Origin of the sequence: Acetobacter lovaniensis (genome assembly GCF_014207635.1) — a bacterium.
GTDB classification, from domain to species: Bacteria; Pseudomonadota; Alphaproteobacteria; order Acetobacterales; family Acetobacteraceae; genus Acetobacter; species Acetobacter lovaniensis.
The window spans coordinates 39,661-56,770 of record NZ_JACHIE010000004.1; the positions used below are offsets into that span (position 1 = coordinate 39,661).

Below are 17,110 nucleotides of genomic sequence, written 5' to 3' on the forward strand. Positions count from 1 at the left end.
ACCGCAGGCGGTCTTGTGCGTTTAGCCAGAAGTTCTTCCACATCCCATCAAAACCTATTTAGACCCAAAAACCCAGAATTTTGTTCCAATAAAATTAGTTACCGTTGTAAATCCTATTCCAACAATACTTGCAATACGTGCATCTATTCGAAAAATACCTACCAGAAAACTCAAAACGCATATGTTGGCAATTAAAGAAAAAAGATAAACACACCCATATCTACTCAACATGCCCCAGCTGATGGTTGAGGCATGCTGATAGGTCCACATCTTGTTAAGTGGAAACCCGACCATTACCCCAGCCAGAAAACCACAGGATGCGGCTATCAGGTACTGCACGCCCACAGAGTCGAGAAGCTCCAAAAATACCAAATAATTTACAATGGTTGCTATACCACCAACAATTATAAACCGAAAAAAATGAATATATATATCCCTATACCGCTGCATAGACTAAAATTCCTGCGTAAGAGATACCTGATATGCTCTTATGTTTATAGTCTGCGCCCCAATTATGTCCTTCTCAAGACTATCCCCAATCATGATAACATCCTCACCCCGGCGGATTCCAAGCTTCTGCATTCCAGCCAGAAACATACGGGCATCTGGTTTTTCCGCACCGACTTCTTCCGAGGTGATCAGATGGGCAATACGCTTCGCCAAACCGAGCTTCTCGATCTTGCGGATCTGCACATGAGCAGTCATGTCACTCACAATACAGACCGGTAGTCCCAATGTCTCACACCGCACAAGAAAAGCATCCGCCGCAGGTGCGAGCACCATATTGGCTATAAAACTGTCCCAATAAAGAGCATCTGCCACATAAGCCCTAACAAAGGGTTGCTGTACTCCAAGCGTTTCAAAAATATTCTGGAAAGCAAAAAGCCGGGACCGGCATGCCCCCTGCGGCACCAGACGCTGTGTAACGGCATTCCGTGCGTTTCTGTAGAATCGGGCGAATTCCGAATAGTCCATATCCGAAAAAAATTCTTTATGAACATCTTTTAAGGCGCGATCATGGTTATCCTCATACACATATAGTGTATCATCCAGATCAATAAGAACTCCTTGTACATCAGATAGTGATATATTTATATATTTAGAAACAGACATGCCAAAACCTTCATTCTACACCACATGAAGATCATCTGCCCAATCTTCAAAACTCATACTGATGTACTTTATACCTGAATCAAGCACTCACACTTCAGCTCAACTCCATATCGAGACGCAGAACTTTCCTCAATATGAAGCCCCCCGAACTTTCAGGAAACGCTTATCTATCTGAACTTAATCACGAATGCATGTGATTTCTGCGCAGCATGAAACCCAGCCTCAGCCCAGGTTGTCAGAGCCTTTTATGCTGTGTGCATCAGGATTTACCGTACAACAATGTGGGCGTACAAAAGCAATCCCCGTGCTACGGCGCGGATGTGGAGGCAAATTGCGGCGGCCTCTGGATGTCAGCCCATGTCACGACAACACGGTTCGACACCGGGAACAAACAGAACTCCCCTTCACGGCTTACCACCCATAACAGAACTGGCAGAGGGGACGGGAAAACGGAGTTTGGCCAATCGGGCTTCTTCCATAGGCAAAGGCGCATCGGTGGCGGAGATCACACCATTCTGGTGCAGCAGAAACGCAACCAGAGCGGCCGTATCCTGCGGCGGCAGGGTGCCCGGAGCCATCAGGGGCATGGCGCGGGATATATATCCGGCCAGCTGATCAATCGGGGTATTGGCCCAGCGTGCGGTAAAATACGTACCCAGGTCCGGCACGTCATGCCCACCCTCAAGGTCCGCACCATGGCACATGGCACAGGCTCCAGCATAAATCTGCGCACCATGGGCCACCTGCTCAGCCGAAAACGAGACTGCATGTCCACTGCCGCTCTGGCTACCAGCTTGAGCCGTAGAATGCGGACCGGCCCATGCCTGACCTATATGGAGGCAGGCCACCAGCACAGAGACCACAAAAGTAACACGCAGAGTGAAGGAAAGGGTCATGATAGCACTCTTATCCGTCACGGAGCTGAAAGCGGGTAAAAAGATCGCCAATAATGGCAATGGCCTTTTCTGCTTCGGCGCGGTCCGGATGTTCAAAACTGTTGCCCACGCCATCCATCTCGCCCAGTCCGTACATGTCATAGCCCTGAATCATCACGCCATCGGATTTGGAAATCATGGCTGCCCCCTTGTACTCCAGCGCGTAAGGGGCCTCGGGCTGTGGTGGAAGCCAGCTTGTCTGCCCGCGGACGGGAATAAGGGATTTATCGTTCCACCAGTCCCGCGCGGCATAACCGGGGCAATTGATCACCACACGCTCAGGCAGGTCCGCCAGATCGGAAGGCGTATGGAACTCGCGGATCACAATCCGCCCGCCTGCCTGATGGAACTCTTCGAGCAGAAGGTGGCCATAGGCGCCAAAATTATAGATCATGAGCGGCGTGCGCCGGGCATAGGCCACGGGGAACGGGTTATCGGCCCCGGCCAGCAGTTCGGGTGCGGGAATAATATCGCTTATCCGGCTGGCATATTCAGCGAATTCCGCACTGCTCTGCGGCATGCCTGTGGTGGCAAAGGTGCCTTTGGCCGCATCTGCTGGAACAGGCACATGGTCTGCCGCATCCGGTGCAGTATCGGACAGGGTATAGTTATCCCGGAAATCAATTGGATTGCCCGGCATGCCCAGATAGTCGCGATAGGTCTGCCAGGAGTAGCGGGCCATTTTTTCCCACGTTCTGGCAAATTCGGGGCCAGCCTGCTGGGTCAGGGCTATGCGCGAATCTGGCGTCCAGCTCCCATTCGCCCGCACCGAACGGGTATGGGGGAGCAGGTCGCGGGTATAGATGGTGACATCAAGCCCCGCGCGCTGCGCGGTCAGGGCCGAAGTCAGGCCAATAATGCCACAGCCTACAACCGCCACCTTGCGTTCGAGCGTAGCCGCGGCGTGCCCAACCGCCATGTAAGCCGCCCCCCATGAAAGCGACCAGCCGCTCCCGCCATGGCCGTAATTATGCACCACTGTTTTGCCCGCCACATGCTCCACATCCATGCGTGGACCAGCGGGACGGAACGGACGCAGGCAGACCTTTATATCCATGATCTGGTCCGCGTGAGCGCGAACAGGCACAATACGCGGGATGGTGCCGTGCAGGGCCGTACGCCCAAGAGCAGCCGATGCGTCTGGGGTTGCGGCCCGGACCCGGCGAGTGCTCCCCATTATTCCGGCTGCCAGAGAGGCCGCAAACAGGTCTCTGCGTTTCAAGCTGCGTATTCCTAATTATGTGGTCAACTGGCGAATAGAAGACCTAGCATAAGGGAGTTTGCCGTGCATGCGCTACCCCTGTGCGCAAAACGGTCACGCATGGGCCTGCAAAATGACTGTTAATCTGGCTGGGCACACTTTGCATCCCGCAAAGCATTCCTTCTGGCGGGCTGGCCGCATCTGTTGTGCTGCCTCTGGCGCAGATGGGCGGACAGATGCAAGGGAGAAGCTCGAAAACCTCTCCCTTGCAAGGTCAGGCATGACTGATCAGTTTTTATAGTCAGGCTGTTCCCGGTCGAGCTTGCGACGTAGGGCCTTCCAGATCATCTGCCCCTGATCAGGGTCGGTATCAAACTGGTTTTTGGCGCGGAGCATTTTTTCTTCCGACGGAATGTGCAGCGGCACCCCGGTGGACTGGGCCGCAATCTGGATCTTGCAGGCCTGTTCCATGTAATACATGCGGTAAAATGCCTGCGCCACAGTGCTGCCCACTGTCAGAAGGCCGTGGTTTTGCAAAATAATGGCATTGCGTGTGCCAAGGTCACGCACCAGACGCTCACGTTCGCTCAGATTGTCATCCGCTGCAATGCCTTCGTAAGCATGGAAGGCAACCGCGCCGTAGAACTCGATATTGATCTGGTTAAGCGGGAGAATCCCTTTATCCTGTGCAGCAATCACCATACCGGCAAGGGTATGCGTATGCATGACACAGGCAGCATCCGCCCGGTTGGCATGGATAGCGGAATGAATAACAAACCCGGCAGGATTGATGTTCCAGCTTGTTTTTTGCTGTGGAACACCATCTGCGTCCACAATAACCAGACTGCTGGCCGTAATTTCCTCAAACAGAAGCCCATACGGGTTAACCAGATAACGGTGTCCCTCACCGGGCAGACGGACGGAAAGGTGCGTATACACCATATCCGTCATATCAAAATGCGCGATAAGCCGATATGCGGCTGCCAGGTCCTCGCGCAGTTCCTGTTCTGTCTGCTGTACTGTCATTGTTATGGTGTCCTTAAATTCACAAAATTGGTTTCAGGCTGAGGCAACGCGCTTGAAATGTCCAAACGTTGCTGTTTTGCGTGCCCCTGCGGGGAGCTTGAGATCCCCTTTTTCAACCTTGCGCACCAGATACTGGTATGTCTGCAAGGCCTGCGCCCACATGTGCTCGCCAATGGTGATGGTTTCGTAGGAAGCCGCATCATCCTTGGCAAAAGCCGGTAACGGGCGGATCTGGGTATGGTAGTCACAGGCGTAAAAGAGCGGGAAGGAATAGCGTTCCTCGGCAACCTTGCGTACCCTGTGTGCTGTTGCCACAAACTCGCCCGCGGTCATGACCTCAAGCATGTCACCAATATTGACCACAAAGGCTCCGGGGATGGGCGGCGCGTCAATCCAGTCTCCGTGCCCGTTCATCACTTCCAGCCCCGGCTTGTCTGCCAGAAGGATGGTAAAACATTCGTAATCCGTATGGGCGCCAATGCCAGAAGCATCCTGCGCCTGTGCGTCATACGGGTAATGGATCATACGCAGTTTGGAGGGCGGAAAATTGGCTACGGAATCAAAGTAGTTTTCCTCCAGCCCCAGAGCGAGCGCAAAACCGCTGAAGAGCTTGCGGCCCAGATCAAAAACCGCACGATAGTAAGCCTCCGCCGCAGCCCGAAAACCGGGAAGCTCAGGCCAGTTATTGGGGCCCAGCAGCGGGGTTCCGGCCTGTACAAGCGGATGATTGGCTGGAACTTCGTAGCCAATATCAAACGCTTCCTTGTGATCCGGACGGCCTGCGGAATACACTTCCTCCCCTTCTGGCACGAACCCTTTGTGCGTGGCAGAAGTGCCGATGTAGTATTCCATCTTTTTTTCAAAAGGCTGGGCAAAAAAATCACGCGCAGCCTTGCGCACACCCTCGATCAGGTCATCGGGCACATTATGCCCGGAGATAAAGAGAAACCCGACATTGCGCGCAGCATCACCCAGCTTGTCCGCTACGGCCTGACGTTGCGCAATATCAGGGCTGTACAGACCACTGATATCAATAACGGGAATACGGGTGAAAGTTTCAGTTGTGGTGGAAACGGACATCAACCCAGTTCCTTTTTACTGCCCTGTCTCTGACATGGCATGTTGAAAATGCTGGCGCTCTGTCTGGCCAGTCCAGATGTTAAGAGACCACAGGTCCGCAACCGGCATGTTGGTAAACGGCAAGGTGTGCAGGTACCCGTCTGGTCCACACTCTGGCGTCATGGTGGTTGTCGTGTATCCGCGCGCAAGCTGGCTCTGCCAGATCTGTTGCCAGATGCTCTGGTGGAACCGCAGGGCGGACGCATATTCCGGCGCACCGGGATGAGGTGCCTGTGGCCCCTGATCATACCCCACACGGGCCTGAATATGATGCACACGCTCGACAAAAGCGGACAGGTCATCTGCCGGGTCATCCAGCAGGCGTTCACAACAGACAACCCAGTGACTTATGTCGGCCGTAAACAGCATGTCGGGCACCTGCGCAAGCACATCCAGTGTTACCCACGGTGTCGCCAGAATACGCGAGCGGTGCGTTTCAAAACAGCAGAGTATATTGGCCGAGCGGCAGATTTCCTGTGCCTGTGCAACAAACTCTGCCTGCTGGCTTGCAGGCCAGCGGTCGTTGCCCCCCAGAATGGTGATAAACCGGGGGGTCATGGGCAATGCCCGGTCCACAGCACAACGCAGGTCATCCAGATGGTTTTGGACGGAGGCGCTCTGGTTGGGAATAACGCCGCCACCTGTCATGGCAATGGCGATATACGGTGCTCCTTCTTCTCGCAAAATAGTGCTGCATTCCTGCGCGGCAGCATGGGTGGGAGGAATACGCGCCTCCAACCCGACAAACCCGGCGGCGCGTGCTTCCGCCAGTGAGATATCCCACCGACGACCGTCTCCCCACAACGTTCGGAAAAGTTCAAATTTCATCATCGCTTTCCCGGTTCCCATTCAGGACTCAGAAGTTATAGTGCAGATCGCAGCCAACCCAGCGGGGTGTCTGGATGTACTGGGAGCGGTTCCCGTCACTTCCGGTAAAGGAGTAGGTGGAACCATGGTTGTCCTGCAGGTTGTCCACATAAACAGCAGCCGTCCATTTGCCGGTTTTGGGCCCGACTTCCATCCGCAGACCAAGTGAGCTGATCTTGCTGGTCTGGGCGTTACTGTCGCCCAATGCGGCCCACATGTTGTCTTTCCATGTGTAGCTGGCCTGCAATGTGGTGCGGTAACGGTTAAAGTCGATGTTGTAGCGTGCAACAGCACTCCATGAGAACCGTGGCGCAAACGGAAGCTGGGAATTATGCGCGATCTTTGGGTCCAGTGTCAGACCGGGTAGCGAGTCAACCGGGCTTTTGATCTGTGCATCCAGGTAAGCAAAGGAACCACGCAGATCAAGATTGGGAATAACGTTATGCAAAGTGGTGGAAACTTCGCCACCCCGTGTGCGTGCACGCGGGATCGTGCCCAGCGTCAGCGAGTTGCTGGAGATGTTTGAATTCGCATATGGGTGGAACGTGCCAAAGAAGAGTGTCTGACGGTTGTGATATTCATAGTCAAACAAAGAACCTTCGAGAACAAGCTTGTTATGCAGAAGGGAGGATTTGATCCCGATTTCATAAGCAATCAGATTTTCCGGACGGACGTAATCCAGTGCCGCAGGAGCCAGCACAGGGGCCGCAAAATAGCTGCCAGCCTTATAACCGTTGGAAATGGTGCCATAAGCGTAAGTACCCGGCACAATCTGGTAACGCAGACCAACACGCCCGGTAAAACGCTCGTAATCGTGCTGCTGGTTCAGGTGATTGATCGGGCCGTCAAGCGTTGCATTGTAGGGTGCGGCAAGACGCGGGCTTCCGTTCCCGACAGCCGAATACACCGAACCGCCATTAAAGCCACGCTCATCATAAGAAAAACGACCAGACGCGATAAAATCCAGCTTTTTCGTGATGTTGGTGACCGTGTTGACATAAACCCCGGTAGACAGATTCTGCTGCGAAAAATGGTTGGTCAGGTTGACCATGCTGTCAGGGTCATCCATGCGATAGCTGGTGTAACTGCCGTCAATCTTGTCATAAGATTCGAACACACCAACGGTCAGATGGAAAATTTTGGCCAGATTCATGCGCAGGTGCATGTCATGCGACTGGGCAATGGCCGTGTCGTTCCAGCGATAATCGGCATATTTGGTACCAATGCCGCCAACCACGCCTGTACCATCGGAGCGCACTCCACCAGCAACGGTGCCCAGACCATCGTAGTTGTCCAGATCGTTCCGGCGGTAAAAATCAATCCCGGTTGTGGAGGCGAATGTACCAAAATCAAAAATTTTGGTAAAGTTAAGCGAAACACCGCCACCGTTTTCGTTGCGTTGCGGCGGAGTATCGCCAACATTGACAGCATGCGGATCGGGGTTTGCCCCCACACCACCATTGGCAACCGTATCCACATCCTGCGGAGACGTGGATTTCCCCTTATCGCGCGTATAGTGGATGTTCAGCAGGAAGGATGATGTGTCATCCACTGTAAACTTGGTCAGGTTACGCATCGCCAGCAAATCCTGCGATCCATAGCGCGCACCTGTTACGACATCTTTCTGCCAGCCATCGCCTTTAACATAGTTGAAGGCCAGACGGTTGGAAATCTTGCTTGTAATGGGAGTGTTAATGGCAAAACGGCCACGGCTTGTATTGTAGCTTCCATACCCCCACTCCGCATAACCACCAAACTTGTCAGATGGTTTTACGGACTGCACGTTAATGCTACCACCTGTGGTGCTGCGCCCCATGTCAAAACCCTGCGGGCCTTTTTCCGTTGCAACACTTTCCACATCCAGCATCTGGCCAGTGTAGAACACGGGGAACGGAGCCAAAACGCCATCAAGATAAATACCAATCCCCCCCATATTTGTGCCAACATAGTCATCCAGCCCAACGCCACGAATGGAAAAAATGGGAGCGGAACCAGAAACAGCGTTGGTAGCCGTCACACCGGGAGTAAAGGATGCGATATCCTTGGGGCTTTCAAGATGGAGCGAACGAAGCTCCTGACCGCTGATCACGTTGACCGTAGTTGGCTCGGACAGATAGCGATGTGCGTGGGTCTGCGTAACGTCAACCTGCTCTGCCCCCCCTTGCCGGGGGGCAGAGCTTTTGCGGCGCGGCGCAATGCCCGTACGCTTATGGCCTGCGGCACTGTGGCTTGCATCGACAGACGGCGGGCTTGCAGCAGCGGGCGCCGCTGTTGCCAGTGGTGAGGTGGATGCCAAAAGCAGACAGGGCAGAGCTGGCAGACTAACATACACTGGAACCGAGGCCAGAAGGCGGAAGGACCGACGTAAAAAATAGGATTTCATGCCCGTATTCCTGATTTCATTCCAGTTGGAACCGGCTCTGGGCTTATAAGGCAACCGGTCTTTTCATTTTTATTTGATAACGAAATATTCAACTCATTCGTTTGAAAATGACTAAATCATACTTTTGCTTGTTGGTATGCGGCCCTGTAGCGTTTCAATAACGGAGCATCTGGTTAAGAAAATTCTGGGCCCGCTCCGATTGGGGTGCGGTAAAAAAAGTTTCCGGAGGCGTAATTTCCACAATTTTTCCCTGATCCATAAAAACAATACGGTCAGCAATCCGGCGGCTAAAAGCCATTTCGTGGGTCACGCAAACGGTTGTAATGCCCTGTTCTGCCAGTTCATCCATAATGCCAACCACACCCACAATGGCCTCGGGGTCCAGCGCGGCTGTTGGTTCATCAAACAGCATGACTTCTGGCTGCATGCACAGGGCACGGGCAATGGCTACACGCTGCTGCTGCCCGCCAGACAACTGAATGGGGTATTTATCCGCCTGATCGGGAATCCCCACCTGTTCCAGATAACGGCGGGCAAGGGCTGTGGCTTCCATACGGGTCATGCGCCTGACCCGCATGGGGGCAAGAATGCAGTTTTCCAGTACGCTCAGATGCGGGAACAGATTATAGTTCTGGAACACCATGCCCACCATGCAGCGGAGCTGTATGGGGTCGGTCTTTGCGTTGATCAGCTTGCCATCAATAATGAGCGTACCGCTGTCATGCGGTTCAATCTGGTTGAGCGTACGGATGAGAGTTGATTTTCCCGACCCGGATGGCCCCAGAACCACAATTTTTTCACCACGGCTTATGTCAAAATCCACACGGTCCAGAGCAACGAATTTGCCGAACAGTTTGCTCATGCCCCGCACGGAGATCATGGAATTGGTTGTGATTTCATGCTGCATTGGAAACAACCTTTTTGCGGTCAGACCAGGAAAAACGTCGTTCCACCCGTTTCTGAAGGAAAAGGAAAAAGAACACCATGACAAGGTAGTAAATCAGTGCAGCGGCATAATACTCGGTAAAGGCGAATGTCCGCGCTACCTGTATCTGGGTCACAGCCAGCAACTCCTGCAACGAAATCACGGACGCCAGCGACGTGATTTTTAGCAGATTGATAAATTCGTTAATGGTTGGCGGCAGGGCAATGCGAAAAGCCTGTGGAAAAATAACGCGCCAGTAAATATCGCGCCTGCTCAGGCCCAGAGCGCTTGCACCAAGTTCCTGCCCCAGATCAACCGCGCTCAGGGCAGCACGGTTGATTTCGACCTGATAGGCCGATTCATTAATCGACAAGGCCAGAATGGTCGCCAGAAAAGGCGTAAACCACTGTTCCCGAAAAATAGGGAAAAACTGCGGCACCGCATTCCAGATAAACAGAAGCTGGAGCAATGTAGGCGCGGCCCGGAACAGGGACACATAACCTTCCAGCGTCACTTTCAGCAGTGATTTTTGCGGGCTGTTCAAAACAATGGCGATCGGCACAGAAATGATGATGGCAATACCGTGCGAAATCAGCGCCGCACTCAGTGTAATGAACGCACCATGCAGAAATGCCATGGACGTAAGGGCGGAAAAAAATGCGCCCCAGTCAAACATCCCGCCAGTCCCTGCCTCCGCTGCGCCACCTTTTGTGGACTGATCGGTCACAGACCATTTGGTGCGGAATGTTTGCAACGTACCATCACCGTCCAGCGCCGATATGGCGTTCTGCAGCAGCGTCCGGTCCTCCGGATTCTGGCGGATATAAATGGCAAAATGGCGGTAATCGGGAATATCGGGGGTAATCAGCACATGCAGCTTATCCCTCAGTTGGCGCATGCGGTAGAAAAGTTCGACATCCTGACTGACAAAGGCAAAAACACGCCCGATCAGCACCTGCTGCACCACCTGTTCTTCAGTCGGATATTGCTGGATAATCATGGGGGGCTTGCCCGCAGCAATCAGGGCATCGTTCACAACCCCCAGCCGGGTTACGTAGCTGGTGCCGGATTCCACCGCGACATCCTTGCCCGAAAGCTCATCCATACTGCTCAGGGTGGGGGTAGCCTTGCGCCCGACAACAACCAGCGCCGTATCCTGATACGAAACGGCATCAAAACTTTTTTCCCGCGCGGGAGTGCGGATAATACCGCTCATGACCAGACCGCAGCGTTGGGCGGAAAGACTGGGAAACAGCCCCGTAAAGTCCATGGTGATCACAGACAGGCGCGCATGCCAGCGCGTGGCCAGTGCCTGTGCCACGTCTATGTCAAACCCTTCCGGGTGTGTCACATCCTGCCCTTTTACAAAGGTCATGGGGGGCAGTGTGGGGTTGGTGCAGATGGTTAATGTACCATCCTGCACGAACGAAGGGATCTGTTCAGCCCGGGCAGAAGCAGGCAGCACCGCTGCGGTGAACGCAACAGCAAGGGCCGCAACCGGACGAAGCCTGCGGGGAAGCCGCAGATGGGAGAAAAAGCTGGTCATTAATAGGAAGCTTCCAGAAGGGTACGGAACGTCTCGACCATCAGGCTGGTTTCGGGAGACGTACGTGCCAGAAAATGACAGCAGGTAATCAGCCGCAGATCGTTAAAAACAATCCGGCGCAGCAACCCCTGTGCAACAAGAGGGGCGGCAAAAACTTCCGGCAGAAAGCCCATGTAACTGCCAGAAAGAATGAGGAGCGCGCGTGCATCCACCTTATCGGCCTTGGCGCGATAGGTAAACAGCGGGCGTATCTCCTCCCACCTGTCGGATGTGGCGGCATCCGCCACGCTGAGCATGCTGTGGCTGGTCAGCACATCAAGCGTGATGTCTTCTTCAGGCATATGGAAAAGGGGGTGGCGGGAACCACAGAACAGAAAAGACGCCTCCGCCACAAGCGGGCGGCAGCCCAAAGGGGCCTGCCCCTGTGCATAAAGGGCAATGCCAGCCGTGGCCTGCCCGGTCATGACCGCCACTTCCACCTCCTTGGTGGAAGCGGAATGCAGATTCATGAACACACTGGGGTGGCTTTGCGTAAAGGTATGAATGGCTTTGACCAGCGGTGTCTCGCCATGGGTCTGTATGTTATCTGGAACATACAGGTTGAAGGTGCCGCTGAGCACGCCACTGGCCTGATTGATCTGCTGGCGGAAGTGCTCCAGACCAACAAAGAGTTTGCGGGTGGCCTCCAGCACCTCACGCCCTTCGTCCGTAAGGGCAAAACCACTACGGCCACGCAGACAGATGGTCAGGCCCAGACGGGTTTCCAGCGCGGAAATATCCAGACTGATGGACGATTTGCTTTTACCCAGCGTAATTTCGGCCGCACTGAAGCCCCCCTGTTCCGCCACAGTGTGAAAGACGCGCAGCAGCCGCAGATCAATTTCGGAAACATGTCCCTGAAAACCACGTGGCCTTTTTCTGGGGCGGGGTGTTTTATGGCTGCTTCCCGTCATGGTTTGAATGCTCCTGTCAGATGGGGCGTCAAGAAGAGGGCGGAAGGTGCTGCCAAAAGCTCCTGTTCTATGCTGGCAAACCGTTATCGTTCTTTATCCAGAATAATTATGACGTGGAAAATATATGATGGGAAGAGAGAACCGACGCAATGTATAAACATGCATGCGCCAGAATGCAGGAGAATGACGGTTTTCCGCGTTGTTTGTCTATGTTTGCGAAAAAACCAAAGTAAACTCATATCTGTTCATATTGGGCCCGAAACGAGGCTCGGATAGCCTGCGAGGGAAAACAGATACCTTGGGGATTGACAAGACATGGCTGCAAACAGGTGGTTTATTGATAGCGAAACCGGTGTGCTGACAGATGTTCTTTTATGCCCGCCAGATTATTATGAATGGATTCCGAGCAACGACATCGCCATTCAGACCATGGCTGGCGGTGGCAGTATCGACCGGAACGTCCTGAGCAGCCAGTTCAACGAACTGGTCTCCACCCTCAAGGGGGCGGATGTTTCCTGCCATTTTCTCACGCCCCACAAGGGCATGCCTTACGAGGTTTATACCCGCGACAGCTCGCAGACCACGCCATTTGGCACGGTGGTCACCAACCTTTCCCGCCCCGAACGGGTGGGGGAAGAAAAGGAAATCCGCACCTTTTATGCACCCGACGAAATCTGGCGCACCTGCACCGCAGGCCGGATTGAAGGGGGGGATATTCATATCATCCGCCCCGGTCTTCTGGCCGTAGGGGTCAGTGGTGGGCGCACGGATATAAAAGGGGCCGCCGAGTTCATCAACTGGTTTGAAGAGGCAGGCTGGACCTGCCGCATGATCCATTTTCCCGAACATTTCCTGCATCTGGACGTTATTTTCTGCATGGTTGCAGAAAATCTGGCGATTGCGGCAGTCGATGTGCTGGACGAGGCTGATCTGGAATGGTTCCGTGCACAGGGTATCCGTATTCTGCCCGTAACCTACCGCGAAGCCATGCGCGACATGGGATGCAATGTACTGGCTCTGGGGCGTGACCGGGTTGTAAGCCCGCGCCATTCCACCCGCATCAATGCCATGCTGCGGGCCGAAGGGCTGAGTGTGCTTGACCCGGAACTGAACCAGTTCTCCCGTGGGGGAGGCAGCATTCATTGCATGACCATGCCCTTGCGCCGTCAGTCTTTGCAGACCGCGTAAGGCAGCAGCTAAAGGAGCAGGGGCAGATGCCAGCACGGATTGTTATCAGCGCAGATGGCAAGAAGGCGTATGAAAGCTGGCATCAGGTCTTTGCTGCCGTCGCGCCTGATCTGGATGTCTGCTCATGGTATGACCCTGCGTGGGAAGTCGGGGGGGATGATTACGCACTCGTCTGGACCCCCGAGCCGGAGCATATGGAACGCCTTGCAGGCATGAAGGGGATTATCTGCACCGGGGCGGGTGTTGACCACCTTCTGGCGCACGAGCACTTCCCCCGCACTGTGCCACTTGTACGCATGGGTGGGGAGCAAACCGCACGGCTGATGGCTGATTATGTGCTGTGGGCGGTTATCACTCTGCTGCGGGATGCCCGGACATGGGCGTTGCAGCAGCAGCAGGGCATATGGCGCAACAATGTATGCTGCCGCACATCCAGCACGACCAGAGTAGGCGTTATGGGGCTGGGCCACCTTGGAGCCTATGTGGCACAGGTGCTGGCGCAGGTCGGCTTTTGCGTATCGGGCTGGAAGCGTACCCCTGCCGAACTGGATGGCATAACGGTCTGGAGTGGCACGGACACGTTACCCGATTTTCTGGCCGGGCTGGATGTTCTGGTCAACCTTCTGCCCGCAACCCCAGCAACTGATGGGCTGATCAACCACACCCTGCTCAGCCAGTTACCCAGAGGGGCCGGGTTTATCAATGTCGGGCGCGGCCGCCACGTGGTGCAAAGCGATTTGCTCCGCGCTCTGGATGATGGAACACTCTGTGGCGCAGTGCTGGATGTGGTGACACCAGAACCCCTGCCACCAGAAGATCCCCTGTGGCACCATCCACGCCTGACCATAACCCCCCATGTTGCCTCTGAGGCCGCACGGGAGGTGCAGGCCCGTTACGTAGCCGACGTGGTGCGCTGTCTGGAACGAGGGGAAAAGCCCGCGTTACTGTGTGACACAGCACGTGGTTACTAAAAACCGAATAGCTTGAAACAGGGAATGGACAGGATATGAGCCAGCACGCCAACCTGACAGTAAACGGACAGGCCCTGTGGCAGGACCTTGTCACAACCGCAGCCTTTGGCGGCACAGAAAAAGGTGGCGTCTGCCGCCTTGCCCTGACGGATGAAGACAGGCAGGTTCGCGCCTGGTTTGAGCAGACATGCACGGCACTTGGCTGCACGGTTACTTATGACTCCATGGGCAACCAGTTTGCACGCCGCCCCGGCACGCAGGATGGCCTCCCCCCTATTATGATGGGCAGCCATCTGGACACACAGGTCACAGGTGGTCGCTTTGATGGCATTCTGGGAGTGCTGGGAGGTATTGCCGTTTTGCGCGCCCTGCATGATGCAGGAGTTACAACCAGGCATGCGCTGGAAGTTGTAAACTGGACCAACGAGGAAGGCGCCCGCTTTACCCCACCCATGCTGGCATCGGGTGTTTTTGGGGGAGCCTTTACCGAGGAATTCGCAGGTTCGCGCGCCGATGGGGCCGGTATAACCTTGCGGCAGGAACTCGAACGCGGTGGCTTTGTTGGCACCGAACCCTGTGGCCAGCATCCTGCCGCTGCATATTTTGAACTGCACATTGAGCAAGGCCCCGTTCTGGAGGCCGAAGACCGCACCATAGGTGTGGTCACAGGTGTGCAGGGCATGCGCTGGTACGAGGTTGTTGTCCGTGGCCGCTCCGCCCATGCGGGCACAACGCCCATGCCCATGCGCAAGGACGCACTCCTGGCTGCCGCACGCATGATTGAACAGGTCAATGCCGTGGCTCTGGCCCATGCGCCTGAAGGGTTGAGCACCATTGGCATTATTACGGCGCTCCCGGCCAGCAGCAACGTTGTACCGCGGGAGGTCCGCTTTACAGTAGACCTGCGTAACCCGTCAGAATCTGTCCTGCAGACTATGGAAGAAGATTTTCTACAGCGTATGCAAGCCTGCGCGCTGGAAAATGATGTGCAGGTCACGGTTACACCAACTTGGAACTCCCCGGCCGTTCATTTTGACCCACGCTGCATTGCCAGCGTGAAGGAAAGCACGGAAGAACTTGGCTACAGCATGCGTAATATTGTTTCCGGCGCCGGGCATGATGCCGTTTATGTCTCCCGTGTTGTGCCAACAGCCATGATCTTTGTGCCATGCCTGCATGGCATCAGCCATAACGAGGCAGAAAGCGCCACACCGGAAGATGTCACGGCGGGCAGCAATGTTCTGTTGAACGCTGTTCTGAAAGCTGATTATCTTTTTTAAAGAAATATTTCCTTACTACAACTTTTCAAAGTCTCTTCTGACTACCCAGACCCGGAAACTACGCTTTATAAAAAAGAGGAGGGAGAAGTAGCTCTTCTCCCTCCTCTTTTTCTAGTGATGTTGCAGCACAATCAGCTTGTCACTTAATCAGTGATGCAACCTGTTCCATAGCTTTACAAAAAACCTGCACATCACTGGCCGAGCCCACGGTAATTCTGGAACAGGTTGGCCAAATATCCCAGCTTCGTCCGATAATCACATTGTTCTGGGCGAATGTTTTCACAATTGGTCCGGGTGCTGTGCGCCAATCCGCCATAAGCATATTGGCGTCACTTGGAACAGTCCGGACGCCATAATGGCTCAGACACTCCTGCATGACTTGACGATTTTGGCGTGTTTCAGAACGCCGCTTTGCAATTTCAGACTGATCTTTCAGACTATCCGTGCCAATAGAAACAGCGGGAACAGAGAGCATGGTGGTCTGGTAAATCCCATCATACCGCATCATTCGGTCATGCAGATGAGGGTGAGCAATACTCAACCCCAAACGAAGACCGGCCATACCGAACAGTTTGGAAAAAGTGCGTAAAACAACAAGATTACGGCACGACCCAAGCAGAGAAACCGCAGAGGCCGCATTACTGAAATGCAGATAGGCTTCATCCACCACCAGTACAGCTTTTTCAGGAATATTACGGGCAAGCCATGCAATATCCGCTAACGGTGTCACGGTGCCTGTAGGATTATTAGGGCTACATATATAATACATGCCTGCATGCGGATCAGCCTTGAGCATGGCCCGCACATCTGTCTTGTAGCCATTGTCTGGCCGTAGGGGGACTCTGGTCAGGGGAATCTGTAGCCATTCCGCGACACCCCATACCGTCTCATATGTAGGGTTGCTGGTTACAAGGCCCTGTGTAGGCGAACAGAAAGAAATCACAGTCCGGCACAGCGGGTCGCTCGACCCCGGCCAGGGCGTTACCAGTTCTGGTCCTATATGGTCGTACGTTGCCACGGCCTCAACAAGCGCCTGACGCTCCTTACCGGTCAGATAACGGTTGCCGTTCAGCAGCGCTTTTTGCCCGGCAGGCAAGGCCGAAGGAAAAGGACCCGTCCAGAATTCATTCCCGTTGAGCAGAATGGCCCCCGCAGGGTAAACCCCGCCTAGAGGCAAGGTATCCGCCCGGCTCCTGTGCCAGGGCATACCTGCCATAACAGCCCCTGCACCCAGAACAAGACCAATGCGACCGATCTGCCTGCGGGAAAAACCACGCTCCTGAAACTCCTGCTGTATGTGCGGTGGCAGAGGGGCAACCATGGCATGTCTCCTGTCAGGGAAAGAAAGGAATCTTGGCGAAAAATTCTTTGGCTCAAACACTGCTCGTGCAGAGTAGCATGGTGACCAAAATAGAATGATCAGAACTGTACGAAAAAGAGGTGAAAAGAAAAGTTCACTTTTGTTGTAACGGAAACCGGCCAATATGTTCCAATAACGTATCTAAAAATATGCTATGAATACAAGCCTGAATAATTGAGAGGGTGTTCAATTCATCGCCAGCCACTTTATTCCTCTCCAGAACAGAGCGTCCAAAACCCAGAC

The 17,110-nt window shown here is 54.2% G+C and carries 15 protein-coding genes; 3 read left to right on the plus strand and 12 right to left on the minus strand.

Annotation, left to right across the window (positions count from 1 at the left end; all coding sequences use genetic code 11):
* Positions 1-54 precede the first annotated feature (54 nt).
* The 11 genes from HNR55_RS17260 to HNR55_RS06130 form a co-directional block, all read right to left on the minus strand.
* Positions 55-450 (minus strand): GtrA family protein, encoded by a 396-nt coding sequence (locus tag HNR55_RS17260; RefSeq protein WP_166114227.1) that lies wholly within the window; start codon positions 448-450, stop codon positions 55-57.
* A 3-nt stretch (positions 451-453) separates the two neighbouring features.
* Positions 454-1,113 (minus strand): HAD family hydrolase, encoded by a 660-nt coding sequence (locus HNR55_RS06085; protein WP_166114224.1) that lies wholly within the window; start codon positions 1,111-1,113, stop codon positions 454-456.
* 404 nt (positions 1,114-1,517) lie between these two features.
* On the minus strand, positions 1,518-2,009 hold the full coding sequence (locus HNR55_RS06090) for a c-type cytochrome (RefSeq protein ID WP_166114221.1): 492 nt from the start codon (positions 2,007-2,009) through the stop codon (positions 1,518-1,520).
* Between the two features lie 10 nt (positions 2,010-2,019).
* Positions 2,020-3,270, minus strand: coding sequence for an FAD-dependent oxidoreductase (locus tag HNR55_RS06095; RefSeq protein WP_166114218.1), 1,251 nt, complete (start codon positions 3,268-3,270; stop codon positions 2,020-2,022).
* 267 nt (positions 3,271-3,537) lie between these two features.
* Positions 3,538-4,275: a class II aldolase/adducin family protein gene (locus HNR55_RS06100; RefSeq protein ID WP_166114215.1), complete on the minus strand. Its 738-nt coding sequence runs from the start codon at positions 4,273-4,275 to the stop codon at positions 3,538-3,540.
* Between the two features lie 33 nt (positions 4,276-4,308).
* Positions 4,309-5,355, minus strand: coding sequence for an isopenicillin N synthase family dioxygenase (locus HNR55_RS06105; RefSeq protein ID WP_166114212.1), 1,047 nt, complete (start codon positions 5,353-5,355; stop codon positions 4,309-4,311).
* 15 nt (positions 5,356-5,370) lie between these two features.
* Positions 5,371-6,222, minus strand: a complete 852-nt coding sequence (locus HNR55_RS06110) for a sugar phosphate isomerase/epimerase family protein (RefSeq protein WP_166114209.1) — start codon at positions 6,220-6,222, stop codon at positions 5,371-5,373.
* Positions 6,223-6,250: 28 nt separating this feature from the next.
* A complete protein-coding gene (locus HNR55_RS06115) occupies positions 6,251-8,644 on the minus strand; it encodes a TonB-dependent receptor (protein ID WP_166114206.1) in 2,394 nt (797 codons plus the stop codon).
* Positions 8,645-8,798: 154 nt separating this feature from the next.
* Complete coding sequence (locus HNR55_RS06120; RefSeq protein ID WP_276509725.1) at positions 8,799-9,551, minus strand: amino acid ABC transporter ATP-binding protein; 753 nt, start codon at positions 9,549-9,551, stop codon at positions 8,799-8,801.
* Positions 9,541-11,115 (minus strand): ABC transporter substrate-binding protein/permease, encoded by a 1,575-nt coding sequence (locus HNR55_RS06125; RefSeq protein WP_166114203.1) that lies wholly within the window; start codon positions 11,113-11,115, stop codon positions 9,541-9,543. Before HNR55_RS06125 ends, HNR55_RS06120 begins: the two co-directional genes overlap by 11 nt.
* Positions 11,115-12,068: a LysR family transcriptional regulator gene (locus HNR55_RS06130; RefSeq protein WP_166114200.1), complete on the minus strand. Its 954-nt coding sequence runs from the start codon at positions 12,066-12,068 to the stop codon at positions 11,115-11,117. Before HNR55_RS06130 ends, HNR55_RS06125 begins: the two co-directional genes overlap by 1 nt.
* A 315-nt stretch (positions 12,069-12,383) precedes the next feature.
* On the opposite strand from HNR55_RS06130, the gene HNR55_RS06135 reads away from it, so the two are divergent.
* The 3 genes from HNR55_RS06135 to HNR55_RS06145 are packed head-to-tail and all read left to right on the plus strand — an operon-like array spanning position 12,384 to position 15,507.
* Entirely contained in the window at positions 12,384-13,256 is an 873-nt protein-coding gene (locus HNR55_RS06135) for a dimethylarginine dimethylaminohydrolase family protein (RefSeq protein ID WP_166114198.1), read from the plus strand.
* 26 nt (positions 13,257-13,282) lie between these two features.
* Positions 13,283-14,227: a 2-hydroxyacid dehydrogenase gene (locus tag HNR55_RS06140; protein ID WP_166114195.1), complete on the plus strand. Its 945-nt coding sequence runs from the start codon at positions 13,283-13,285 to the stop codon at positions 14,225-14,227.
* A 35-nt stretch (positions 14,228-14,262) separates the two neighbouring features.
* The gene (locus HNR55_RS06145; RefSeq protein WP_166114192.1) at positions 14,263-15,507 is read left to right on the plus strand and encodes a M20 family metallo-hydrolase; all 1,245 of its coding nucleotides are present in this window, start codon (positions 14,263-14,265) and stop codon (positions 15,505-15,507) included.
* 139 nt (positions 15,508-15,646) lie between these two features.
* Here HNR55_RS06145 and HNR55_RS06150 read toward each other — a convergent pair whose 3' ends face one another.
* Positions 15,647-16,828 (minus strand): aminotransferase class I/II-fold pyridoxal phosphate-dependent enzyme, encoded by a 1,182-nt coding sequence (locus HNR55_RS06150; protein WP_166114189.1) that lies wholly within the window; start codon positions 16,826-16,828, stop codon positions 15,647-15,649.
* Between the last annotated feature and the right edge of the window lie 282 nt (positions 16,829-17,110).